General features: G+C 64.7%; 29 protein-coding genes. 19 read left to right on the top strand and 10 right to left on the bottom strand.

Going from position 1 to position 22,798, the window contains the following annotated elements; translation table 11 throughout:
• Positions 1 to 129 precede the first annotated feature (129 nt).
• From CAG11_RS02735 to CAG11_RS02710, 6 genes are all read left to right on the top strand, one after another.
• Positions 130 to 1,029, top strand: coding sequence for an energy transducer TonB (locus tag CAG11_RS02735; RefSeq protein ID WP_085594470.1), 900 nt, complete (start codon positions 130 to 132; stop codon positions 1,027 to 1,029).
• An 81-nt stretch (positions 1,030 to 1,110) separates the two neighbouring features.
• The gene (locus CAG11_RS02730) at positions 1,111 to 1,680 is read left to right on the top strand and encodes a YqgE/AlgH family protein (protein WP_085594468.1); all 570 of its coding nucleotides are present in this window, start codon (positions 1,111 to 1,113) and stop codon (positions 1,678 to 1,680) included.
• Positions 1,680 to 2,117, top strand: a complete 438-nt coding sequence (gene ruvX / locus CAG11_RS02725) for a Holliday junction resolvase RuvX (RefSeq protein WP_022641615.1) — start codon at positions 1,680 to 1,682, stop codon at positions 2,115 to 2,117. Before CAG11_RS02730 ends, ruvX begins: the two co-directional genes overlap by 1 nt.
• A gap of 260 nt (positions 2,118 to 2,377) precedes the next feature.
• Positions 2,378 to 2,884: a bifunctional pyr operon transcriptional regulator/uracil phosphoribosyltransferase PyrR gene (gene pyrR, locus CAG11_RS02720; protein WP_085594466.1), complete on the top strand. Its 507-nt coding sequence runs from the start codon at positions 2,378 to 2,380 to the stop codon at positions 2,882 to 2,884.
• 27 nt (positions 2,885 to 2,911) lie between these two features.
• A complete protein-coding gene (locus CAG11_RS02715) occupies positions 2,912 to 3,916 on the top strand; it encodes an aspartate carbamoyltransferase catalytic subunit (RefSeq protein ID WP_022641617.1) in 1,005 nt (334 codons plus the stop codon).
• Positions 3,913 to 5,184 (top strand): dihydroorotase, encoded by a 1,272-nt coding sequence (locus CAG11_RS02710; protein ID WP_085594463.1) that lies wholly within the window; start codon positions 3,913 to 3,915, stop codon positions 5,182 to 5,184. Before CAG11_RS02715 ends, CAG11_RS02710 begins: the two co-directional genes overlap by 4 nt.
• A gap of 109 nt (positions 5,185 to 5,293) precedes the next feature.
• Here the strand turns inward: CAG11_RS02710 and CAG11_RS02705 are convergent, their stop codons facing one another.
• Positions 5,294 to 5,713 carry a TM2 domain-containing protein gene (locus CAG11_RS02705; protein WP_022641619.1) on the bottom strand — a complete coding sequence of 140 codons (420 nt, stop codon included), beginning with the start codon at positions 5,711 to 5,713 and terminating at the stop codon, positions 5,294 to 5,296.
• A gap of 250 nt (positions 5,714 to 5,963) precedes the next feature.
• Between CAG11_RS02705 and CAG11_RS02700 the strand changes: the two genes are divergently transcribed.
• Positions 5,964 to 6,587 carry a C40 family peptidase gene (locus CAG11_RS02700; protein ID WP_031320664.1) on the top strand — a complete coding sequence of 208 codons (624 nt, stop codon included), beginning with the start codon at positions 5,964 to 5,966 and terminating at the stop codon, positions 6,585 to 6,587.
• 44 nt (positions 6,588 to 6,631) lie between these two features.
• On the opposite strand, the gene CAG11_RS02695 is transcribed toward CAG11_RS02700, so the two are convergent.
• Entirely contained in the window at positions 6,632 to 7,666 is a 1,035-nt protein-coding gene (locus CAG11_RS02695; protein ID WP_085594461.1) for a type IV pilus twitching motility protein PilT, read from the bottom strand.
• A 203-nt stretch (positions 7,667 to 7,869) separates the two neighbouring features.
• On the opposite strand from CAG11_RS02695, the gene CAG11_RS02690 reads away from it, so the two are divergent.
• From CAG11_RS02690 to CAG11_RS02640, 11 genes are all read left to right on the top strand, one after another.
• Complete coding sequence (locus CAG11_RS02690) at positions 7,870 to 8,568, top strand: YggS family pyridoxal phosphate-dependent enzyme (protein WP_053133950.1); 699 nt, start codon at positions 7,870 to 7,872, stop codon at positions 8,566 to 8,568.
• 33 nt (positions 8,569 to 8,601) lie between these two features.
• Positions 8,602 to 9,420 carry a pyrroline-5-carboxylate reductase gene (gene proC, locus CAG11_RS02685; RefSeq protein ID WP_085594459.1) on the top strand — a complete coding sequence of 273 codons (819 nt, stop codon included), beginning with the start codon at positions 8,602 to 8,604 and terminating at the stop codon, positions 9,418 to 9,420.
• A 23-nt stretch (positions 9,421 to 9,443) separates the two neighbouring features.
• Positions 9,444 to 10,031, top strand: coding sequence for a YggT family protein (locus CAG11_RS02680; RefSeq protein ID WP_022641623.1), 588 nt, complete (start codon positions 9,444 to 9,446; stop codon positions 10,029 to 10,031).
• Positions 10,031 to 10,324: a DUF167 domain-containing protein gene (locus CAG11_RS02675; protein WP_022641624.1), complete on the top strand. Its 294-nt coding sequence runs from the start codon at positions 10,031 to 10,033 to the stop codon at positions 10,322 to 10,324. Before CAG11_RS02680 ends, CAG11_RS02675 begins: the two co-directional genes overlap by 1 nt.
• A gap of 105 nt (positions 10,325 to 10,429) precedes the next feature.
• Positions 10,430 to 11,569 carry a homoserine O-acetyltransferase gene (locus CAG11_RS02670; RefSeq protein WP_085594456.1) on the top strand — a complete coding sequence of 380 codons (1,140 nt, stop codon included), beginning with the start codon at positions 10,430 to 10,432 and terminating at the stop codon, positions 11,567 to 11,569.
• A 7-nt stretch (positions 11,570 to 11,576) separates the two neighbouring features.
• On the top strand, positions 11,577 to 12,197 hold the full coding sequence (gene metW / locus CAG11_RS02665) for a methionine biosynthesis protein MetW (RefSeq protein ID WP_022641625.1): 621 nt from the start codon (positions 11,577 to 11,579) through the stop codon (positions 12,195 to 12,197).
• Positions 12,198 to 12,223: 26 nt separating this feature from the next.
• Complete coding sequence (locus CAG11_RS02660) at positions 12,224 to 12,658, top strand: DUF4426 domain-containing protein (protein ID WP_031320665.1); 435 nt, start codon at positions 12,224 to 12,226, stop codon at positions 12,656 to 12,658.
• Positions 12,655 to 13,251, top strand: coding sequence for an RdgB/HAM1 family non-canonical purine NTP pyrophosphatase (gene rdgB, locus CAG11_RS02655; protein ID WP_085594454.1), 597 nt, complete (start codon positions 12,655 to 12,657; stop codon positions 13,249 to 13,251). Before CAG11_RS02660 ends, rdgB begins: the two co-directional genes overlap by 4 nt.
• Positions 13,248 to 14,450 (top strand): radical SAM family heme chaperone HemW, encoded by a 1,203-nt coding sequence (gene hemW / locus CAG11_RS02650; protein ID WP_085594452.1) that lies wholly within the window; start codon positions 13,248 to 13,250, stop codon positions 14,448 to 14,450. Before rdgB ends, hemW begins: the two co-directional genes overlap by 4 nt.
• A gap of 9 nt (positions 14,451 to 14,459) precedes the next feature.
• The gene (locus CAG11_RS02645; RefSeq protein WP_022641629.1) at positions 14,460 to 14,783 is read left to right on the top strand and encodes a DUF3392 domain-containing protein; all 324 of its coding nucleotides are present in this window, start codon (positions 14,460 to 14,462) and stop codon (positions 14,781 to 14,783) included.
• A 29-nt stretch (positions 14,784 to 14,812) separates the two neighbouring features.
• A complete protein-coding gene (locus CAG11_RS02640; protein ID WP_085594450.1) occupies positions 14,813 to 15,361 on the top strand; it encodes an RNA 2'-phosphotransferase in 549 nt (182 codons plus the stop codon).
• A 54-nt stretch (positions 15,362 to 15,415) separates the two neighbouring features.
• Here the strand turns inward: CAG11_RS02640 and trmB are convergent, their stop codons facing one another.
• From trmB to CAG11_RS02620, 4 genes are all read right to left on the bottom strand, one after another.
• Entirely contained in the window at positions 15,416 to 16,141 is a 726-nt protein-coding gene (gene trmB, locus CAG11_RS02635) for a tRNA (guanosine(46)-N7)-methyltransferase TrmB (RefSeq protein ID WP_022641631.1), read from the bottom strand.
• 9 nt (positions 16,142 to 16,150) lie between these two features.
• Entirely contained in the window at positions 16,151 to 16,945 is a 795-nt protein-coding gene (locus CAG11_RS02630; RefSeq protein ID WP_022641632.1) for a thiazole synthase, read from the bottom strand.
• Positions 16,946 to 17,112: 167 nt separating this feature from the next.
• Positions 17,113 to 17,313, bottom strand: a complete 201-nt coding sequence (gene thiS, locus CAG11_RS02625) for a sulfur carrier protein ThiS (protein WP_083456935.1) — start codon at positions 17,311 to 17,313, stop codon at positions 17,113 to 17,115.
• Positions 17,314 to 17,385: 72 nt separating this feature from the next.
• Entirely contained in the window at positions 17,386 to 17,766 is a 381-nt protein-coding gene (locus CAG11_RS02620; protein ID WP_022641634.1) for a DUF423 domain-containing protein, read from the bottom strand.
• Between the two features lie 74 nt (positions 17,767 to 17,840).
• On the opposite strand from CAG11_RS02620, the gene mtgA reads away from it, so the two are divergent.
• Positions 17,841 to 18,563 (top strand): monofunctional biosynthetic peptidoglycan transglycosylase, encoded by a 723-nt coding sequence (gene mtgA, locus CAG11_RS02615; RefSeq protein ID WP_085594448.1) that lies wholly within the window; start codon positions 17,841 to 17,843, stop codon positions 18,561 to 18,563.
• A 67-nt stretch (positions 18,564 to 18,630) separates the two neighbouring features.
• Here mtgA and rpoH read toward each other — a convergent pair whose 3' ends face one another.
• The 4 genes from rpoH to ftsY all read right to left on the bottom strand — a co-directional run bounded on the left by rpoH (position 18,631) and on the right by ftsY (position 22,797).
• Entirely contained in the window at positions 18,631 to 19,485 is an 855-nt protein-coding gene (gene rpoH, locus CAG11_RS02610) for an RNA polymerase sigma factor RpoH (RefSeq protein WP_031320666.1), read from the bottom strand.
• A 113-nt stretch (positions 19,486 to 19,598) separates the two neighbouring features.
• Positions 19,599 to 20,621 carry a permease-like cell division protein FtsX gene (gene ftsX / locus CAG11_RS02605; protein ID WP_085594446.1) on the bottom strand — a complete coding sequence of 341 codons (1,023 nt, stop codon included), beginning with the start codon at positions 20,619 to 20,621 and terminating at the stop codon, positions 19,599 to 19,601.
• On the bottom strand, positions 20,618 to 21,289 hold the full coding sequence (gene ftsE, locus CAG11_RS02600) for a cell division ATP-binding protein FtsE (RefSeq protein ID WP_022641638.1): 672 nt from the start codon (positions 21,287 to 21,289) through the stop codon (positions 20,618 to 20,620). Before ftsE ends, ftsX begins: the two co-directional genes overlap by 4 nt.
• Positions 21,286 to 22,797, bottom strand: coding sequence for a signal recognition particle-docking protein FtsY (gene ftsY / locus CAG11_RS02595; RefSeq protein ID WP_085594444.1), 1,512 nt, complete (start codon positions 22,795 to 22,797; stop codon positions 21,286 to 21,288). The genes ftsE and ftsY overlap by 4 nt, the downstream gene beginning before the upstream one ends.
• Between the last annotated feature and the right edge of the window lies 1 nt (position 22,798).

Below are 22,798 nucleotides of genomic sequence, written 5' to 3'. Positions count from 1 at the left end.
CGTACGTCACATGCAGCTTGTCGCTTGAAGCTTGAGGCTTACAGCTTGAAACCAACATTGCGTTATCATGCGCCGCCTGTGAAACCGTGATGTTGGTTGTGCAATGCCTGCTGTGATGTCGAACTGCCAATGAGCCTTACGTCCGACCTGCCACCCGAGCTGGCCCATGGTGGCGTCCGCGCGGCCGATCGCCTGGGATTCACCCTGTTCCTCGCGGCGCTCCTGCACCTGGTGCTGATCCTCGGCCTGAGCTTTTCCTTCGCCGAGCCCCAGCAGATCAGCAAGACCCTGGAAATCACCCTGGCCACCTTCAAGAGCGAGACCAAGCCCAAGAAGGCCGACTTCCTGGCCCAGGACCACCAGCAGGGCAGCGGCACCCTGGACAAGAAGGCCATTCCCAAGACCACCGAGGTAGCGCCCTTCCAGGACAACTCGGTGAAAAAGGTCGTGCCGCCACCGTCGGTCAAGCCGCAAGTCAAGGAGGCCGCGCCCAAGGCGGCCGTGGCCACCACCGCGCCCAAGCCGAAGAAGACCGTGACCCAACGCGAAGAGGTCAAGCGCGAACCGACGCCCAAGGCCGACGCGCCATCGTTCGACAGCTCGCAGCTGTCCAGCGAGATCTCCAGCCTGGAGGCCGAACTGGCCAACGAACAGCAGCTGTATGCCAAGCGCCCACGGATCCACCGCCTGAGCGCGGCCTCGACCATGCGCGACAAGGGCGCCTGGTACAAGGACGAATGGCGCAAGAAGGTCGAGCGCATCGGCAACCTCAACTACCCCGAGGAAGCCCGGCGCAAACAGATCTACGGCAACCTGCGGTTGATGGTGTCGATCAACCGCGACGGTTCGCTGTATGAAGTGCTGGTACTGGAGTCTTCCGGCCAGCCACTGCTGGACCAGGCCGCCCAGCGCATCGTGCGCCTGGCCGCGCCATTCGCCCCCTTCACCGGCGACCTGTCGGACATCGACCGCCTGGAAATCATCCGCACCTGGCGCTTCGCCCGGGGCGACAAGCTGTCCAGCAACTGACCGTCCGGCCAGCACCACGCCCCTGCTTGCGGGCGCATCGCCAGCTTGTCAGCCGGGCCCGCCGCCGCCACACTAGCGCTCATGAAAAACGTCAGCCCCAGCTACCTCAAGCATCATTTCCTGATCGCCATGCCGCACATGGCCGACCCGAACTTTGCCCAGACCTTGACCTACATCGTCGAGCACAACGCCAATGGCGCCATGGGGCTGGTGATAAACCGCCCGCAGGACCTGAGCCTGGCCGATATCCTGGAGCAACTGCGCCCTGACGAAGACGCGTCGCTGCTGTGCCAGCACGTGCCGATCTTCAGCGGTGGCCCGGTGCAGACCGATCGCGGCTTCGTCCTGCACCCCAGCGGCCCGATCTACCAGGCCACGGTGGAGCTCGATGGCGTCTCGCTGTCGACCTCCCAGGATGTCTTGTTCGCCATCGCCGACGGCGTGGGTCCGAGCAAGAGCCTGATCGCCCTGGGCTACGCCGGCTGGGAAGCCGGGCAACTGGAAGCCGAGCTGGCCGACAACGCCTGGCTGACCTGCCCGTTCGACGCCGACATCCTGTTCAACACCAGCAGCGAACTGCGCCTGGAAGCGGCCGCCCGCCACCTGGGGGTCAACCTCAGCCTGCTCACCAGCCAGGCGGGCCACGCCTGATGGCCTTGCGACTGATCCTGGGCTTCGACTACGGCACCCGGCAAATCGGCGTTGCCGTGGGCCAGGCCATCACTGGCCAGGCCCGCGAGCTGTGCACCTTGAAGGCCCAGAACGGCGTGCCGGACTGGAACCAGGTCGAGGCCCTGTTCAAGGAATGGCAACCCGATGCGGTGGTGGTGGGCCTGCCCCTGAACATGGACGGCACCCCGAGCGAGATGTGCCAGCGCGCCGAGAAGTTCGCCCGGCGCCTGAACGGCCGCTTCAACGTGCCCTTCTATACCCACGATGAGCGCCTGACCACCTTCGAGGCCAAGGGCGAACGCCTGGCCCGCGGCGGCCAGAAAGGCAGCTACCGCGACAATCCGGTGGACGCCATTGCCGCCGCCCTGCTGCTGCAGGGCTGGCTTGACGAGAACGCCACGCTGCTCAATACCTAGCAACCCCGAATCCTGAGGATGCGCGGCCTGCGGCTGCGCGCCTCCTGGCCCGACACCAGCCACAAGAACCTGCCAACGATCCAGCGAGCGATGCTCGGGCGAGTCAGGAATGGCGCAGAAAGCGGAGTTTAGGCATCTAAATGAGCATTTCGAAGCCATTTGCAACGCCCCACGAGCCAAGCGCAGCAGATCCCGGGCAGGTTCCAAGTCACCGCGCCCCGCTACCGGACAACAAGGCGCGAGCCCACGAAGGAGCCACCATGAGCCTGCCCAATCCCGCCGCCCTGATCAGCCAGATGGCCATCGATCTCAAAGCCCACCTGGCCCAGCGCGCCATCAACGAGCCTCGCTTCATCGGTATCCGTACCGGCGGTGTCTGGGTCGCCCAGGCGCTGCTGGAAGCCCTGGGCAGCGACGCGCCCCTGGGTACCCTGGACGTTTCCTTCTACCGCGATGACTTCAGCCAGAACGGCCTGCATCCTCAAGTGCGCCCGTCCGAGCTGCCGTTCGAGATCGAAGGCCAGCACCTGGTGCTGATCGACGATGTGCTGATGAGCGGCCGGACCGTCCGCGCCGCCCTCAACGAGCTGTTCGACTACGGCCGCCCGGCCAGCGTGACCCTGGTCTGCCTGCTGGACCTGAACGCCGCCGAACTGCCGATCCGGCCGAATGTGGTAGGTGCGACCCTGTCGCTGGCGACCCACGAGCGGGTAAAATTGTCCGGTCCTGCGCCGCTTCAACTCGAGCTCCAAGACCTCGCCCTCTAAACCTGCCCTTTTAAAGAGTCCATTGCGATGACGCCTCTAGACGCCAAGCGCCCGCTGCAGCTCAACGATCAGGGCCAGCTGCGCCACTTCCTCTCCCTCGACGGCCTGAACCGCGAGCTGCTGACGGAAATCCTCGACACTGCCGACTCCTTCCTCGAAGTCGGCGCCCGGGCGGTGAAGAAAGTCCCGCTGCTACGCGGCAAGACCGTGTGCAACGTGTTCTTCGAGAACTCCACCCGCACCCGCACCACCTTCGAACTGGCTGCCCAGCGACTGTCGGCGGACGTGATCACCCTGAACGTGTCCACCTCCTCGGCGAGCAAGGGCGAGACCCTGCTCGACACCCTGCGCAACCTCGAGGCCATGGCCGCCGACATGTTCGTGGTGCGCCACGGCGATTCCGGCGCCGCGCACTTCATCGCCGAACACGTGTGCCCGCAGGTGGCGATCATCAACGGCGGCGACGGCCGCCACGCCCACCCGACCCAGGGCATGCTCGACATGCTGACCATCCGCCGGCACAAGGGCGGCTTCGAGAACCTCTCGGTGGCCATCGTCGGCGACATCCTGCACTCGCGGGTCGCGCGCTCCAACATGCTGGCGCTCAAGACCCTGGGCTGCCCGGATATCCGCGTGATCGCGCCCAAGACCTTGCTGCCCATCGGCATCGAGCAGTACGGGGTGAAGGTCTACACCGACATGGCCGAAGGCCTGAAAGACGTCGATGTGGTGATCATGCTGCGCCTGCAGCGCGAGCGCATGCAGGGCGGCCTGCTGCCCAGCGAGGGCGAGTTCTACCGCCTGTTCGGCCTGACCACCGCGCGCCTGGCCGGCGCCAAGCCCGACGCCATCGTCATGCACCCGGGCCCGATCAACCGTGGCGTGGAGATCGAGTCGGCGGTGGCCGACGGTCCGCACTCGGTGATCCTCAACCAGGTGACCTACGGCATCGCAGTGCGCATGGCCGTACTGTCCATGGCCATGAGCGGGCAGACCGCCCAGCGACAATTCGAGCAGGAGAACGCCCAGTGAAGCTCAGCATTCTCGGCGCCCGCGTCATCGATCCAAGCAGCGGCCTGGATCAAGTTACCGATCTGCACCTTGAAGCCGGCAAGATCGCCACCATCGGCGCCGCCCCGGAAGGTTTCAACGCCGTCACCGTGATCGACGGCAAGGGCCTGGTGGCCGCCCCCGGCCTGGTGGACCTGAACGTCGCCCTGCGCGAGCCGGGCTACAGCCGCAAGGGCAGCATCGCCAGCGAAACCCGCGCCGCCGCTGCCGGTGGCGTCACCAGCCTGTGCTGCCCGCCACGCACCAAGCCGGTGCTGGACACCTCGGCGGTGGCCGAGTTGATCCTCGACCGCGCGCGCGAAGCCGGCAACAGCAAGGTGTTCCCGATCGGCGCCCTGAGCAAGGGCCTGGACGGCGAGCAACTGGCCGAGCTGATCGCCCTGCGCGATGCTGGTTGCGTGGCCTTCGGCAACGGCCTGGAGGGTTTTCGCAGCACCCGCACCCTGTGCCGCGCCCTGGAATACGCCGCCACCTTCGACCTGACGGTGATCTTCCATTCCCAGGACCGCGATCTGGCCGAAGGCGGCCTGGCCCATGAAGGCGCCACCGCCAGCTTCCTCGGCCTGCCGGGGATTCCCGAAAGCGCCGAGACCGTGGCCCTGGCCCGGGATCTGCTGCTGGTGGAACAAAGCGGGGTGCGCGCGCACTTCAGCCAGCTGACCAGCGCCCGCGGCGTGGAACTGATCGCCCAGGCCCAGGCCCGCGGCCTGCCGGTCACCGCCGATGTCGCCCTGTATCAGCTGATCCTGACCGATGAGGCGCTGATCGACTTCTCCAGCCTGTATCACGTCCAGCCGCCCCTGCGTTCGCACGCCGACCGCGAGGCCCTGCGCGCAGCAGTTAAATCCGGTGTGGTACAAGCCATCGCCAGCCATCACCAGCCCCATGAGCGCGATGCCAAGCTGGCTCCGTTCGGCGCTACCGAGCCAGGTATCAGCAGCGTCGAGCTGCTGCTGCCGCTGGCCCTGACCCTGGTGCAGGACGGCCTGCTGGACCTGCCGACCCTGATGGCCCGCCTGAGCGCCGGCCCGGCCGACGCCCTGCGCCTGCCGGCCGGCAAACTGACGGTGGGTGGCCCGGCCGACCTGGTGCTGTTCGACCCGGCCAGCTCCACCGTGGCCGGCGAGCGCTGGCTGTCCCGTGGCGAGAACTGCCCGTTCCTTGGCCACAGCCTGCCGGGCGCAGTGCGCTACACCCTGGTGGATGGCCATATCAGCCACCAGGGCTGATTGATCCTGTAGCCGCTGGCGCAGGCTGCGAACGGCTCCGGAAGGGCCGCCCGCACTGCGCCAGGCGCTACATCAGCCATCACCGCCGGCGCCGGCGCCGATGACGGGATCAACGGCGCTTGGCGTTCTCCAGGGAGACCTGGTCGTTCAGGGTCCAGAAGTCATACAGCACCCCGATGAAGAACAAGCCACCGGTGAACAGGTAGAGCACCCCGCTCAGCCATTTGCCTTGGTACATGCGGTGCACGCCGAACACCCCGAGGAAGGTCAGGAGTATCCAGGCCACGCTGTATTCCAATGGACCGGCGGTAAACCGCAGGTCCGCCTCCCGATCCATGGAAGGAATCAGGAACAAGTCGATCAGCCAGCCGATGCCCAGCAGGCCGAAGGTGAAGAACCAGAGGGTCCCGGTCACCGGCTTGCCGTAATAGAAGCGGTGGGCACCGGTAAAGCCGAATATCCAGAGCAGGTAGCCGATCACCTTGCTGTGGGTGTCGTGGGTCGCGGAATCCTGGCGATAGCTGTTCATCAAATGCCTCTTGGCGGGTGATAGATAAATTTTCTCAAAAACTTTGTGACTTTTTTACAGGCGCTCGACGTGTGGTCGATGCTACCTTCTCTTCCGCCAAAGCCTTGTGTTGCATGACTTCTAACGGTTTTCTGCGTCAAGTTGCCGCCTCTTTGCCGAAGTTGACCCCAAGGTCTAGTCGACAAACGGCCTCGGAAGTGACCTGAAAGCTGTTATAAAGTTGCGCGCTAATCAATAAGAGCCTTGCCTAATGCGTCCATTTATCAAGACATGGCTGACCATTTGCCTATTAATGCCACTGGCCGCCCACGCCACCAACCGTGAGCAACGACTTCCCAACATCAACGGCTACACCCCGAAATCCCATGTTTCGACGGTCTCGGCCAAGCATAAGACCACGAGCCGGCACTCCACCCAACTGGCCAAGGTCGACAGCAAGCTGGTACCCCAGATGGGCGCCAAGCAAAGCAGCAACGTCCTCAGCCGCGCCGTCAACGCCCTGGGCACGCCTTATCGCTGGGGCGGCAGCAGCCCGAGCAAGGGTTTCGACTGCAGCGGCCTGGTGAAATACGCCTTCAATGACGTCGCCGCCGTGGATCTGCCACGCACCTCCAACGCCATGGCCAGCGGCCATGGGCAGAAGGTCGAGCGCAAGGATCTCAAGCCGGGCGACCTGCTGTTCTTCAACATCAAGAGCCGCAAGGTCAACCATGTAGCCATCTACCTGGGCAACGATCGCTTCATCCACGCTCCGCGGCGCGGCAAGTCGGTCACCATCGACACCTTGAAGAAACCCTACTGGGACAATCACTACGTGGTTGCCAAGCGGGTCCTGCCCAAGGAACAGAAGACCCTGCGGGTCGTCCAGCGCTGATTCCGCTTCGCCGCCAGGCCAGCCTGGCGGCGCTTGCCCGCCCTTCACAGGCTCTGGGGCATTCGTGCCTTTTCCCGCGCCTGTTCGCGACTGATCAAGCCCTTTGCCAGCAATGCCTTCAGGCTCATGTCCAGGGTCTGCATGCCCTGGGCCCCGCCAGTCTGGATCGCCGAATACATCTGCGCCACCTTGTCCTCGCGGATCAGGTTACGGATCGCCGCGGTGCCCAGCATGATCTCGTGGGCCGCCACCCTTCCACCCCCGATGCGCTTGAGCAGTACCTGGGCGATCACCGCCTGCAATGACTCGGCCAGCATCGAGCGCACCAGGGCCTTCTCCTCTCCCGGAAACACATCCACCAAGCGATCGATGGTCTTGGCCGCCGACGAGGTGTGCAGGGTGGCGAGCACCAGGTGCCCGGTTTCCGCAGCGGTGAGCGCCAGGCGGATGGTCTCCAGGTCCCGCAGCTCGCCCAGCAGGATCACATCCGGGTCCTCGCGCAGGGCCCCGCGCAAGGCCGTGGCGAAGCTCTGGGTGTCGCGTGCCACTTCACGCTGGTGCACCAGGCAGCCTTGCGGCGGGTGGATGAATTCGATGGGGTCCTCGATGGTCAGGATGTGCTGGTGGCGGGTCCGGTTCAGGTGGTCGACCATCGCCGCCAGGGTGGTGGACTTGCCGCTGCCGGTGGGACCGGTCACCAGCACCAGCCCCCGGGGCAACTCGCTGACCTGCCGGAATACCGGCCCCAGCCCGAGCTCTTCCAGGCTCTGCACCCGCGAAGGAATCAACCGCAGCACCGCTCCCGCACCACGGGCATGCTGGAACGCATTGACGCGAAACCTGGCCACCCCGGGCAGTTCATGGGCGAAATCCAGGTCCTGCTGGCTGGCGAAGGCCTTGCGCTGCGACTCGCTCATCAGCTCATGGATCAACGCCAGCACCTGGGACGCATCCAGTACCGGCCCATCCAGAGGGCAGATATCGCCATCGATGCGTAGCAACGGCGCCAGCCCAGCAGACAGATGCAGGTCGGAAGCCCCGCGCGAGACGCTCGACAGCAGCAATTCGGTGATGACCATAGTGCCCCCCAATTCCAGTAGAATGCCGCGAGCTTCAGACCCGTGCGCAGCCAGCAGCCCGGCTGCCTGGTGCCGGACAATGCCCGGCGCGGCCCAGGAGCGTGGCTCGGGCCGATCGGCAGGCAGGGACTGGTGGATTCACGCGGCAGGTGGCGGCCCGGTTCGCAGGCGCCCGGCCGCAGATACTTTTGAGACGGAATCGAATGTCCACGATAGCAGACAACATCGCCCAGGTAGCCGAGCGCATCCGCAGCGCCTGCCAGGCCGCACAGCGGGCCCCGGACAGCGTCCAGTTGCTGGCCGTGAGCAAGACCAAGCCCGCCGCCGCGTTGCGCGAGGCCCATGCCGCCGGCTTGCGCGATTTCGGCGAGAACTACCTGCAAGAAGCCCTGGGTAAGCAACAGGAACTGGCCGACCTGCCCTTGAGTTGGCACTTCATCGGCCCCATTCAGTCGAACAAGACTCGCGCCATCGCCGAACACTTTGACTGGGTGCATTCCGTGGACCGCCTGAAAATCGCTCAACGCCTCTCCGAGCAACGCCCGGCCGAACTGCCGCCACTGAACATCTGCCTCCAGGTCAATGTCAGTGGCGAAGCCAGCAAGTCCGGCTGCACGCCCGCCGAGTTGCCGGAGCTGGCCCGCGCCATCGCTGCCTTGCCACGCCTGCGCCTGCGCGGGCTGATGGCGATTCCCGAACCCACCGAGGATCCTGCGGCCCAACACGCTGCGTTTGCTGCGGTACAGAACCTGAACAACCACCTGCGGGACAGTCTCGAACTGCCCGTGGACACTCTATCCATGGGCATGAGCCACGATCTCGAAGCGGCCATTGCCCAAGGCGCCACCTGGGTGCGGATCGGTACCGCGCTGTTTGGCGCCCGCGACTACAGCCAGTCCTGAGGGACTGGCCCTGACCCCTGATAAGGACCTGTCATGAATACGACTCGTATCGCTTTTATCGGTGCCGGCAACATGGCGGCCAGTCTCATCGGCGGCCTGCGGGCCAAGGGCCTGGACGCCTCGCAGATCCGCGCCAGTGACCCTGGCGCCGAAACCCGGGCCAAGGTGGCCGCCGAACACGGCATCCAGGTTTTTGCCGACAACGCCGAAGCCATTGCCGGGGTCGATGTGATCGTCCTGGCGGTCAAGCCCCAGGCGATGAAGGCGGTGTGCGAGACCCTGCGTCCGAGCCTGCAACCCGGGCAACTGGTGGTCTCCATCGCCGCCGGCATCACCTGCTCCAGCATGGGCGCCTGGCTGGGCGAGCAGCCGATCGTGCGCTGCATGCCCAATACCCCGGCCCTGCTGCGCCAGGGCGTCAGCGGCCTGTATGCCACCGACCGGGTGAGCGCCGAGCAGCGCCGCCAGGCCGAAGAACTGCTGTCCGCCGTGGGTACCGCCCTGTGGCTGGAACAGGAGCAGCAACTGGATGCGGTAACCGCGGTCTCCGGTAGCGGCCCGGCGTACTTCTTCCTGCTGATCGAGGCCATGACCGCCGCCGGCGAGAAACTCGGCCTGCCACGGGAAACCGCCGCCCAACTGACCTTGCAGACCGCCCTGGGCGCTGCCCACATGGCGGTTTCCAGCGATGTCGACGCCGCCGAGCTGCGCCGTCGCGTGACCTCGCCGGCCGGTACCACGGAAGCGGCGATCCAGTCGTTCCAGGCCGACGGGTTCGAGGCCCTGGTGGAAAAAGCATTGGGTGCCGCCGCGCACCGTTCGGCGGAAATGGCCGAACAACTCGGCCGCTAATTCGCCCCTACAAAGGAATCGATATGTTCGGACTCAACGACGCTGCCATCCTGGTGATCCAGACCCTGGGCAGCCTGTACCTGCTGGTCGTCCTGCTGCGCTTCATGCTGCAAGCGGTGCGGGCCAACTTCTACAACCCCATCAGCCAGTTCATCGTGCGGGCCACCCAGCCGCTGCTCAAGCCGCTACGCCGGGTGATCCCCAGCATGTTCGGCCTGGACATGTCCTCGCTGGTGCTGGCCCTGGTGGTGCAGATGGTGCTGTTCGCCATCGTCCTGACCCTCTACGGCATTCCCTTCAACGTGCTGGGGCTGCTGATCTGGGCGCCGATCGGCATCTTCGCGCTGTTCCTCAAGATCTGGTTCTTCGCCATGATCATCAGCGTGATCCTGTCCTGGGTCGCGCCTGGCAGCCAGAGCCCCGGCGCCGAGCTGGCCTACCAATTGAGCGAGCCGCTGCTGGCGCCGTTCCGCCGCATCGTGCCGAACCTGGGTGGCCTGGACATCTCGCCGATCCTGGCGTTCCTGGTGATCCAGCTGCTGCAACAGGGGCTGATCCCGCGCCTGGCGTACTACGCCTTCATGCCCCGCGAGCTGTTCGGGCTGATCTGATGAGCTACTTCCGCTGGGACGGCGACGACCTGTTGCTCGATTGCCACCTGCAGCCCAAGGCCAGCAGCGATGAGTTCGCTGGCCTGCATGGCGATCGGCTGAAGATCCGCCTCACCGCCCCGCCCGTCGAAGGCAAGGCCAACGCGCACCTGATGGCGTTCCTGGCCAAGGCCTTCGGCATCCCCAAGAGCCATGTCAGCCTGGTCAGCGGTGAGTTGAACCGGCAGAAGCGGGTGCGCCTGCTCGCGCCGAAGAAACTCCCCGAGCTACCGGGCCTGGCACGTCCGGCCTGATTCGCAGGCCGTCCTTTCCAGCAGCCAAATCCAGGCCCGGGCTTTGCTTGCCGCTGGACACAGCGGTCTTTAGACTTACGCCTCATTTGAATGAGAGCAGGGTCGATGCCAACTGCCTTTCCCGCCGATTCCGTTGGTCTGGTCACACCTCAGGTTGCGCACTTCAACGAGCCCCTGGCCCTGGCCTGCGGCCGCTCGCTACCGGCCTACGACCTGATCTACGAAACCTACGGCCAGCTCAACGCCAGCGCCAGCAACGCGGTGCTGATCTGCCATGCCCTGTCGGGCCACCACCATGCGGCCGGCTACCACAGCCCAGAAGACCGCAAGCCCGGCTGGTGGGACAGCTGCATCGGCCCGGGCAAGCCGATCGACACCAACAAGTTCTTCGTGGTCAGCCTCAACAACCTCGGTGGTTGCAACGGCTCCACCGGCCCCAGCAGCCTCAACCCGGAGACCGGCCGACCGTTCGGCGCCGATTTCCCGGTACTGACCGTGGAAGACTGGGTGCACAGCCAGGCCCGCCTGGCCGACCGCCTGGGCATCGCCCAGTGGGCCGCGGTGATCGGCGGCAGCCTCGGGGGCATGCAGGCGCTGCAATGGACCATCACTTACCCGGACCGGGTCCGGCATTGCCTGGCCATCGCCTCGGCGCCCAAGCTGTCGGCGCAGAACATCGCCTTCAACGAAGTGGCGCGCCAGGCGATCCTCACCGATCCGGAGTTCCATGGCGGCTCCTTCCAGGAACACCAGGTGGTCCCCAAGCGTGGGCTGATGCTGGCGCGGATGGTGGGGCACATCACCTACCTGTCCGACGACTCCATGGGCGAGAAATTCGGCCGCGGGCTCAAGAGCGAGAAGCTCAACTACGACTTCCACAGCGTGGAATTCCAGGTGGAAAGCTACCTGCGCTACCAGGGCGAGGAGTTTTCCGGGCGTTTCGACGCCAACACCTACCTGCTGATGACCAAGGCCCTGGACTACTTCGACCCGGCAGCCAACTGCGACGACGACCTGGCCAGGACCTTCGCCAACGCCACTGCCAAGTTCTGCGTGATGTCCTTCACCACCGACTGGCGTTTCTCCCCGGCCCGCTCGCGGGAACTGGTGGACGCGCTGATGGCCGCGCGCAAGGACGTCTGCTACCTGGAGATCGACGCACCCCAGGGCCACGACGCCTTCCTGATCCCGATCCCGCGCTACCTGCAGGCATTCGGTCACTACATGAACCGCATCACGCTGTGAGGACACGATGAGAGCCGATCTGGAAATCATCCAGGAATGGATCCCCGCCGGCAGCCGCGTCCTCGACCTGGGCTGTGGTAATGGCGAACTGCTGAGCTGGTTGCAGCAACACAAGCAAGTCACCGGCTACGGCCTGGAGAACGATGCCGACAACATCGCCCAGTGCGTGGCCAAGGGCATCAATGTCATCGAGCAGGACCTGGACAAGGGCCTGGGCAATTTCGCCAGCAACAGCTTCGACGTCGTGGTCATGACCCAGGCCCTGCAAGCCGTGCACTACCCCGACCAGTTGCTGGACGAGATGCTGCGGGTCGGCCGCCAGTGCATCATCACCTTCCCCAACTTCGGCCACTGGCGCTGCCGCTGGTACCTGGCCAGCAAGGGCCGGATGCCTGTGTCGGAATTCATGCCGTACACCTGGTACAACACGCCGAACATCCACTTCTGCACCTTCGAGGACTTCGAGGAACTGTGCCGCGAGCGCCAGGCCCGGGTGATCAATCGCCTTGCGGTCGATCAACAACACCGCCATGGGTGGGCCAGTAAGCTATGGCCTAATCTGTTGGGAGAGATCGGCATCTACCGCCTCAGCAGTCCCGGCCTGCAGGATCACAAGGTCGCGGTTTGACCCACATCGCATCGAGGAGAAAGATCATGGGACGTCTGGTCACTTTTCTATTGTCTGCCTGCCTGAGCCTCTCGGCCCTGGCCGCGGACCCGATCAAGGGCGAGCGCCAGGAAGTGTTCGGCGACATCACCGTGCACTACAACACCTTCAACTCCACCTACTTGCAACCTGACATCGCCAGGGCCGCAGAGCTGGTTCGCAGCAAGAACCAGGGGGTGATCAACGTTTCGCTGATCAAGGATGGCAAGCCATTGGTCGGCCAGGTCAGCGGCACGGTCAAGGACCTGACCAGCAAGAGCATTCCCCTGAAGTTCCGCCAGATCACCGAACAGGGCGCGATCTACTACATCGCCCAGTTCCCGGTGGAACAACAGGAAAACCGCACCTTCACCATCAGCGTGCAAGCTGGTGGCGATACCAACAGCTTCAGCTTCAACCAAGAGCTATTCCCGGGCGAATGATGAACCTCACGCAACTCGTACTGGCCAGCCACAACGCCGGCAAACTCAAAGAACTCCAGGCCATGCTCGGCGCCTCGGTGCAACTGCGCTCGATCGGCGAATTCAGCAGCATCGAGCCCGAGGAAACCGGACTCTCGTTCGTCGAGAACGCCATCCTCAAGGCCCGCAACGCCGCGCGCATCTCCGGTCTGCCGGCCCTGGCGGACGATTCCGGCCTGGCGGTGGACTTCCTCGGCGGTGCCCCGGGCATCTATTCGGCACGCTACGCCGATGGCCAGGGCGACGCGGCCAACAACGCCAAGCTGCTGGAGGCCCTCAAGGAGGTTCCCGAGCAACAGCGCGGTGCGCAGTTCGTCTGCGTCCTGGCCCTGGTACGCCACGCCGACGACCCGCTGCCGATCCTCTGCGAAGGCCTGTGGCACGGGCGCATCCTCACCGCCGCCAGCGGCGCGCACGGCTTCGGCTACGACCCGCTGTTCTGGGTGCCGGAGCGCAATTGCTCCAGCGCCGAACTGGACCCGGTGGAAAAAAACCAGCTCAGCCACCGCGCCCGCGCCATGGCCATCCTGCGGCAACGCCTGGGCCTGCAATGAACCGTGATCCCGCCGCGTCGCCGCTGATCCTTGGCGGCGCGCAAGCGCCCCGGCCGGCCCTGCCCCAATTACCGCCCCTGGCGCTGTACATCCACATCCCGTGGTGTGTACGCAAATGCCCCTATTGCGACTTCAACTCCCACGCCGCCAGCCCGACGCTGCCGGAAGAGGAGTACGTGGACGCCCTGCTGGCCGACCTCGACCAGGACCTGCCTGCCGCCCATGGCCGGGAACTGAGCTCGATCTTCTTCGGCGGCGGCACCCCGAGCCTGTTCAGCGCCCAGGCCCTGGGCCGGCTGCTGGCTGGGGTACAGCAACGCATCCCGTTCGCCAGTGATATCGAGATCACCCTGGAAGCCAACCCCGGGACCTTCGAGCAGGAGAAGTTCACCGCCTACCGCGCCCTGGGGATCAACCGCCTGTCCATCGGCATCCAGAGCTTCCAGGAGCAGAAGCTCGAAGCCCTGGGTCGTATCCACAGCGGTGCCGAAGCCGTGCGTGCCGCCGACATGGCGCGCCAGGCCGGGTTCGACAACTTCAACCTGGACCTGATGCACGGCCTGCCGGACCAGTCCCTGGAAGATGCCCTGGGCGACCTGCGCCAAGCCATCGCCATGAAGCCGACCCACCTGTCCTGGTACCAGCTGACCCTGGAGCCCAACACGGTGTTCTGGAGCCAGCCGCCGACCCTGCCGGAAGACGACATCCTGTGGGACATCCAGGAAGCCGGCCAGGCACTGCTGGCCGAGCATGGCTACGCCCAGTACGAGGTCTCGGCCTATGCCCAGCCCGGCCGTGCGGCGCGACACAACCTGAACTACTGGAGCTTCGGCGACTTCATCGGCATCGGCGCCGGGGCCCACGGCAAGCTCAGTCACCCGGACGGGCGCATTCTGCGTACCTGGAAAACCCGCCTGCCCAAGGACTACCTGAACCCGGCCAAGCCGTTCAAGGCCGGCGAAAAGGCCCTGGACAACGATGAGCTGCCGTTCGAGTTCCTGATGAACGCCCTGCGCCTGACCGATGGCGTGGATGCGGCGCTGTTCGCCCAGCGTACCGGCCTGGACCTGGCCAGCCTCGCCGAGGGCCGGCGCCAGGCCGAACAAAGCGGCCTGTTGCAGGTCGAACCGTCACGCCTGGCGGCCACGCCCCGTGGGCAACTGTTCCTCAACGACCTGCTGCAATACTTTCTGATCTAAGGAAATCACATGGATCTGGTACTCGACCTGCTTGCCACCGTGTCCCGCTGGAGCCGCAGCAATCTCTCGGAAATCTCCCTGGCGCTGGTGGGCTGCCTGCTGGTGCTGTTCGGCGCCGACATCAAGGGTTGGGTCGAGGCGCGCCTGGGCGGCCTCGCCGGCGCCCTGCGGGTACCGTTGATGGCCCTGCTGTGCATGATCGGCAGCGGCCTGGCGCTGATCTATGCCACGCCGTGGATCGTCCGCGGCCTGAGCCAGTTCAACAACTACAGCCTGGCGCCCGTGCTGCTGGTGGTGCTGGTACTGATCGGCGTGGTCGCCGATCGCCGCTGATGCGGATCCCCGACTGAACAAGGATGCATATGAGCAAGGGCCTCATGGAGACCACCAGCAAGTTCCTCAGCTATGTGCTGCGCCATGAGCCCCAGGCCATTGGCCTGGAGCTGGACAGTGAAGGCTGGGGCGAGATCGACGCGCTGATCGCCGGCGCGGCCAGCGAGGGCCGGCCACTGACTCGGGAGCTGATCGAGCAGGTGGTCCGCGATAGCGACAAGAAACGCTTCACCCTGTCGGCCGACGGCCAGCGCATTCGCGCCGCCCAGGGCCACTCCAACAAGGCCGTGCAGCTGCAACTGCAAGAGCGCCAGCCGCCAGCCGTGCTCTATCACGGCACCGCCACGCGCTTCATGGATTCGATCCACCAGCAGGGCCTGGTTCCGGGCTCGCGCCATCACGTGCACCTGTCCCATGACCCCGATACTGCCCGCTCGGTGGGCCAGCGCTACGGCCAGGTGGTGCTGCTGCAGATCGATACCCAGGCCATGCAGGCCCGGGGCTGCAAGTTCTACCAGGCGGAGAATGGCGTGTGGCTGACCGACCAGGTCCCGGCCAGCTGCATCACCGAGGTTTAGCGACCGGGCCATTGCAGGGCCCGGCAAGAGCCCCTCGGGAAGAGGGGCGGCAGGTCAGTCGAGCTTCTCGAACTTCAGGTCCCAGACGCCATGGCCCAGGCGTTCGCCGCGGCGCTCGAACTTGGTGATCGGACGCTCGGCCGGACGCGGCACGCACTTGCCGTCCTCGGCCAGGTTGCGGTAGCCCGGAGCGACGTTCATCACTTCCAGCATGTACTCGGCATAGGGCTCCCAGTCGGTGGCCATGTGCAGGATACCGCCGACCTTGAGCTTGCTGCGCACCAGCTCAGCGAAGGACGCCTGGACGATACGACGCTTGTGGTGCCGGCTCTTGTGCCAGGGATCGGGGAAGAACAGCATCAGGCGATCGAGGCTGTTATCGGCCACGCAGCGGTTGAGCACTTCGATGGCGTCGCAGTCGTAGACCCGCAGGTTGGTCAGCCCCTGGGTCAGCACGCCATTGAGCAGCGCGCCGACGCCCGGACGGTGGACCTCCACGCCGATGAAATCCTGCTCCGGGGCTGCCGCGGCCATCTCCAGCAGCGAGTGGCCCATGCCGAAGCCGATTTCCAGGGAGCGCGGCGCCGAACGGCCGAACACCTGGTCGTAATCCACCGGGGCATCGGCCAGGGGCAGCACATACAGCGGGGCGCCCTGATCCAGGCCGCGTTGCTGGCCTTCGGTCATGCGTCCGGCGCGCATCACGAAGCTCTTGATACGGCGGTGCTGGCGTTCGTCGCCAGCTTCCGGCTGGATTGGCGTGTCGTTTGATTCAGTCATCAATGGCTCTTACTTGATCAGACCATCCAGCGGCGAGGATGCGCTGGCATAGAGTTTCTTCGGCATGCGACCGGCGAGGTACGCCAGGCGGCCCGCGACAATCGCGTGTTTCATGGCTTCGGCCATCAGTACCGGCTGCTGTGCATGGGCGATGGCCGAGTTCATCAGCACCGCCTCGCAACCCAGCTCCATGGCGATGGTGGCATCGGAAGCGGTGCCGACACCAGCATCCACCAGTACCGGGACCTTGGCTTCTTCGAGGATGATCTGCAGGTTGTAGGGGTTGCAGATTCCCAGCCCGGTACCGATCAGGCCAGCCAGGGGCATGACCGCGATGCAGCCCATTTCCGCCAACTGGCGGGCGATGATCGGGTCGTCGCTGGTGTAGACCATCACGTCGAAACCTTCCTTGACCAGCACTTCGGCGGCCTTGAGGGTTTCCAGCACGTTGGGGAACAGGGTCTTCTGGTCGGCCAGGACTTCCAGCTTCACCAGGTTGTGGCCATCGAGCAGTTCGCGGGCCAGGCGGCAGGTACGCACGGCCTCCACCGCGTCATAGCAACCGGCGGTGTTGGGCAAGATGGTGTAGCGGTCCGGCGGCAGGACATCCAGCAGGTTCGGTTCGCCCGGATTCTGGCCGATGTTGGTCCGGCGCACGGCGACGGTCACGATCTCGGCTCCGGAGGCCTCGATGGCCAGGCGGGTTTCTTCCAGGTCGCGGTACTTGCCGGTACCTACCAGCAAACGCGACTGGTACGTCCGACCGGCCAGGACGAAAGGCTTGTCACTACGAACGTTGCTCATCGGAAATCCTCTGTTGGGGTGAGGTTCTTGCAGAATTCTTTGGTAGACCGAACGCTACGGGCAGGTAGCGCGAAGGAAAGGCAGAACAGGCGCCAATGCAAGGCCAGCCGACTGGCTGGGCATTGTGGGCGGCTTCAGCGCGGCGCCGCCGGGGCGGCAGTTGCTGGCTAGCCGCCGCCGATGGCGTGGACCACTTCCACCTGGTCACCCTCGTTGAGGGACGTTTCAGCGTGCTGGCTGCGCGGAACGATATCCATGTTGAGCTCTACCGCGATCCGCCGCCCGGTCAGGTCCAGGCGCGTCAGCAGGGCCGCGACGGTCGAGCCATCGGGCAATTCAAAGGATTCACCGTTCAACTGAATGCGCATGCTCGAGGCCGCCATCACTTTTTAGGGGCCAGCATTCTAGCCCGATCATGACCTAAAGGTCAGCTACAAGCGTCAGGCCGCCGCCTGCAGGCGCCAGGCGGCAAGCCCCAGCAGCAACCAGCCGGCAAGGAAGGCTACGCCGCCAAGCGGAGTGATGATGCCCAGCTTGCCGATACCGGTCAGGGTCAGCAGGTACAGGCTGCCGGAAAACAACAGGATGCCCAGGGTGAAGGCCGCTCCCGCCCACGTCACCAGGCGCCCCGGCACCTGGGTGGCCAGCAGCGCCACGCCGAACAAGGCCAGGCAGTGCACCAGCTGGTAAGTGACTCCCGTATGAAAGATGGCCAGGTACTCGGCGCTGAGGCGATTCTTCAGGCCGTGGGCGGCGAAAGCACCCAGGCCCACCCCGGTGAAACCGAAGAAAGCAGCCAGCATCAGGAAGCCACGCAACATGGGGAACTCCAGTCAGATTCCGCGCAAAGGGTCTGTATAATGGCGCGCTCAAACGGTTCGGCCAAGCCATCTCTATGCTGCGTTATCTGTTTCGTCGTCTGGTAAAAGCCTTGAAGTGGTTCGTCGTCGGCAGTATCGCGCTGGTGCTGCTGTTGCGTTTCATACCGCCACCAGGCACGGCCTTGATGGTGGAGCGCAAGATCGAATCCTGGGTCGACGGCGACCCCATCGACCTGCAGCGCAGCTGGAAACCCTGGGACGAGATCTCCGATAACCTCAAGGTCGCGGTGATCGCCAGCGAAGACCAGAAATTCCCCGAGCACTGGGGTTTCGACTTCGATGCCATCCAGGCAGCCCTGGCCTACAACGAACGCGGCGGTAAGATCCGCGGCGCCAGCACCTTGAGCCAGCAAGTGTCGAAGAACCTGTTCTTGTGGTCCGGCCGCAGTTACTTGCGCAAGGGCCTGGAAGCCTGGTTCACCGCCCTGATCGAGGTGCTCTGGCCGAAGCAGCGGATTCTCGAGGTCTATCTCAACAGTGCAGAGTGGGATGAAGGCGTGTTCGGCGCCGAAGCCGCCGCACGCCATCACTTCGGCGTCAGCGCCGCCAATCTCAGTCGCCAGCAAGCCAGCCTGCTGGCGGCGGTCCTGCCCAACCCCCGGGTCTGGAGCGCAGCTCGTCCCAGTACCTACGTGCTCCAGCGTGCCGGTTGGATCCGGCGGCAGATGAGCCAACTGGGCGGGGCCGACTATCTCAATCGCCTGGACGAATCACGCCGGGCGCCGTGGGCCGAGTAAAACATCAAGGCACAAACAAAAACGCCCCGATCATCTCGGGGCGTTTGGCTTGTGGCCTGGCTGGCGCTTAGGCGGCAATGGACAGCTTCAGCTTGTTCATTGCGCTCTTTTCCAGCTGGCGGATCCGCTCGGCGGAAACGTTGTACTTCTGCGCCAGATCATGCAGCGTTGCCTTCTCTTCAGCCAGCCAGCGCTGATAGAGGATGTCGCGGCTACGCTCGTCCAGCACTTGCAACGCTTCATGCAGGTTGCTGGTGGAGTTGTCGCTCCAGTCAGCGTCTTCCAGCTGCAACGCCGGATCGTAGCGGTGATCTTCCAGATAGTTGGCCGGCGACTGGAAAGCGCTGTCGTCATCGGCTTCGGCAGCCGGGTCGAAGGCCATGTCCTGGCCGGTCAGGCGGCTTTCCATCTCCCGCACTTCACGCGGCTCCACGCCAAGGCTTTCCGCCACGCGATGGACTTCCTCGTTGTTCAGCCAGGCCAGGCGTTTCTTCTGGCTGCGCAGGTTGAAGAACAGCTTGCGCTGGGCCTTGGTGGTCGCGACCTTGACGATCCGCCAGTTGCGCAGGATGAACTCGTGGATTTCCGCCTTGATCCAGTGCACGGCAAAGGACACCAGGCGCACGCCCATCTCGGGATTGAAGCGCTTCACGGCTTTCATCAGGCCAACGTTGCCTTCCTGGATCAGGTCGGCCTGGGCCAGCCCGTAGCCGGAATAGCTGCGGGCGATATGTACGACAAAACGCAGGTGGGCAAGCACCATCTGCCGAGCTGCCTCAAGATCCTGCTCATAGTAGAGACTCTCGGCCAGTTCACGCTCCTGCTCCGGCGTCAGCAATGGAATGCTGTTCACCGTGTGCACATAGGCCTCCAGGTTTGCGCCTGGAACCAATGCGTAAGCAGGTTGCAAAGAAGTGGTCATACGAAAAAACCTCCGACTCACATGACTCGTGCAGTTCAGCACTGCGAAAATTGACCGGAAACCGCTAAACAAGTTCCCATGAACGCTGAAAGGTCAATACAAGCAAAAAGACACTACTTCGGTGCCAGCTCCCTCAGGTGGCGGGCCACCGCAATCCACGCACCGATATAACCCAACAGCACCGCCCCTAGCAAGAGCGACAGACCGTCGGCGACAGGTACCCCCGCCAGGGCGAAATCGCTGCCGTAGAGGCCTGCCAGGCCTACTACCGCATCGTTCAACCAGTCCAGGCCGAAGGCCAGGACACCCCAGGAGAAGATCCCCGCACCGAAGCCATACAGCGCGCCCATGTATAGGAAAGGACGTCGCACATAGCTGTCTGTGCCGCCGACGAGTTTAATCACTTCGATCTCCGTGCGGCGGTTTTCAATATGAAGACGAATGGTATTGCCTATCACCAAAAGTAATGCGGAAACCAGCAGCACCGTCAGGCCGAAGACAAAACGATCGCCAAGCTTGAGGATCGCCGCCAATCGCTCGACCCAGACCAGGTCCAGCTGGGCCAATTGCACCTTGGGCATTTCCGCCAGGCGCTGGCGCAGGGCCTCCAGGGTGGCCTTGTCCACTTCCTGCGGCGTGACCAGGACCACGCCCGGCAGCGGATTATGCGGCAGCTCGCGCAAGGCTTCGCCCAGCCCGGACTGCTGCTGGAACTCTTCCAGGGCCTTTTCCTTGCTGATGAATTCGGCATCCGCCACGCCCGGCAGGCCCTTGATCTGCTCGCTGAGGCTCTCGCCCTCGCTGGCCGATGCCCCCAGATCCAGGTACAGCGAGATCTGCGCTGCCCGCTGCCAGGAGCCGCCCAGGCGCTCGATGTTGTTGAGCAGCAGCGACAGCCCCATGGGCAGGCTCAAGGCCACGGCCATCACCAGGCAGGTGAAGAAGCTGCCGATCGGCTGCTTGCCCAGGCGCCGCAGGCTGTCCAGCAGGCTGGCGCGATGGCTTTCGATCCAGGCGTGCAGCAAGGTACCGAAGTCGGGACCATCGTCTTCGTCACGTTTTTTCTTCGGCGGCGGTGCCTCGGAGGCCTTGGGCGCCACGCGCTCCGCCACTTTAGGGGTACGGGTGGCACTCATACGCCGGCCTCCCCATCGCCGATCAGGCGGCCACGTTGCAGGGTCAGCATGCGATGGCGCATACGGGCAATCAGGGCCAGGTCGTGGCTGGCGATCAGCACGCTGGTGCCCAGACGGTTGATATCTTCGAATACGCCCATGATTTCCGCCGCAAGACGCGGGTCGAGGTTACCGGTGGGTTCATCCGCCAGCAGCAAGGCCGGACGGTGGACGATGGCGCGAGCGATGCCGACCCGCTGCTGCTGGCCGGTGGACAGGTCGCCCGGGTAGAGCTCGGCCTTGTCCGACAGGGCCACGCGCTCCAGGGCCGAGTCTACGCGCTTGGCGATCTCGGCCTTGGACAGGCCGAGGATCTGCAGCGGCAGGGCCACATTGTTGAAGACCGTACGATCGAACAGCAGCTGGTGGTTCTGGAACACTACGCCGATCTGCCGGCGCAGGAACGGGATCTGCGCATTGCTGATCTGTCCCAGGTCCTGGCCGGCCAGCAGCAGCTTGCCCGAGGTCGGGCGCTCCATGGCCAGCAACAGGCGCAGCAGGGTGCTTTTACCGGCGCCAGAATGGCCGGTGACGAACAGGAATTCGCCGCGCCGGACACGAAAGCTCAGCTCATGCAGGCCAACGTGACCATTGGGATAGCGCTTACCGACCTGTTCGAAACGAATCATGAACGCTCCCGCTCGGCAAACAGTGCCTGGACAAAGGGTTCTGCTTCAAAGGTGCGCAAGTCGTCGATGCCTTCGCCGACGCCGATGTAGCGGATCGGCAGGCCGAACTGCTTGGCCAGGGCGAAGATCACGCCGCCCTTGGCGGTGCCATCGAGCTTGGTCAGGGCCAGGCCGGTCAGCTCCACGGTCTGGTTGAACTGCTTGGCCTGGTTGATGGCGTTCTGGCCGGTACCGGCGTCCAGCACCAGCAGCACCTCATGGGGCGCGTCGGCATCCAGCTTGCCGATGACCCGACGAACCTTCTTCAGTTCTTCCATCAGGTTGTCCTTGGTGTGCAGGCGCCCCGCCGTATCGGCGATCAGCACGTCGATGCCGCGGGCCTTGGCGGCCTGCACGGCGTCGAAGATCACCGAGGCCGAGTCGGCCCCGGTGTGCTGGGCGATCACCGGGATCTTGTTGCGCTCGCCCCAGACCTGCAGTTGCTCCACCGCCGCGGCGCGGAAGGTGTCGCCAGCGGCCAGCATGACCTTCTTGCCTTCCAGTTGGAGTTTCTTGGCCAGCTTGCCGATGGTGGTGGTCTTGCCGGCACCGTTGACGCCGACCACCAGGATCACGAATGGCTTGTTCTGCGCCACGATTTTCAGCGGCTGCTCCACCGGCTTGAGCATGCCGGCCAGCTCGGCTTGCAGCGAGGCGTACAGCGCGTCGGAGTCGGTGAGCTGCTTGCGCGCCACCTTCTGGGTCAGGTTCTGGATGATCACCGAAGTGGCCTCGACCCCGACGTCGGCGGTCAGCAGGCGGGTCTCCAGGTCCTCGAGCAGTTCGTCGTCGATGGCTTTCTTGCCCAGGAACAGGCTGGCCATGCCCTCGCCGATGCTGGCGCTGGTCTTGGACAGGCCTTGCTTGAGGCGGGCGAAGAAACCGACCTTGCTCTCCTCGCCGGGACGAACCGGCTCGACCGCCGGCTCCGGCTCGACGGCCGCTACCGGCTCCGCGACAGGAGCAGGAGCAGGAGCAGGAGCAGGAGCAGGAGCAGGAGCAACAGGCTCGGGGGCGACGAACACCGGGGCAACAGGCGCCTCTTCAGCCACAGTAGCGACCACCGGGGCCTCGGCCACGATCTCAGGTGCCGGAGCCACGGCCGGAATCAGCGGCGTCACATGCTCGACCTGGACGTCCTCCACCAGCGCCACGGGCTCCTCGGCCACCGGCAAGGTCAGCCAGGGTTTGTGCTCTGGGTTCGGCGTCAGGGGCAGGTCGGGGGCGACCGGCGCGGACGAATGGGGCTGGGCCTGGGGTTGCGCCAGCGGTTCGGCGAGCGACGCGGCCACCGGTTCGACCGGGGCGACACTCGGCGCCGGCTCGATGACTGGAGCCGCTACCGGCTCGGCCGGCACTGGAGGCTGCTGGACGACGGGTTCCTGCGGCTTCTTGCGCAGCCACCCGAACAGGCCTTTCTTCTCGCCAGCCGCGGCTGGAGTCTTTTTGTCGTCGTTGGAACCAAACATG

The sequence above is a fragment of the Pseudomonas sp. B6(2017) genome (assembly GCF_002112765.1).
Classification (GTDB): Bacteria; Pseudomonadota; Gammaproteobacteria; order Pseudomonadales; family Pseudomonadaceae; genus Aquipseudomonas; species Aquipseudomonas piscis.
Note: the sequence above shows the minus strand (reverse complement) of the source record. Positions and strands in the feature narration are given on the sequence as shown.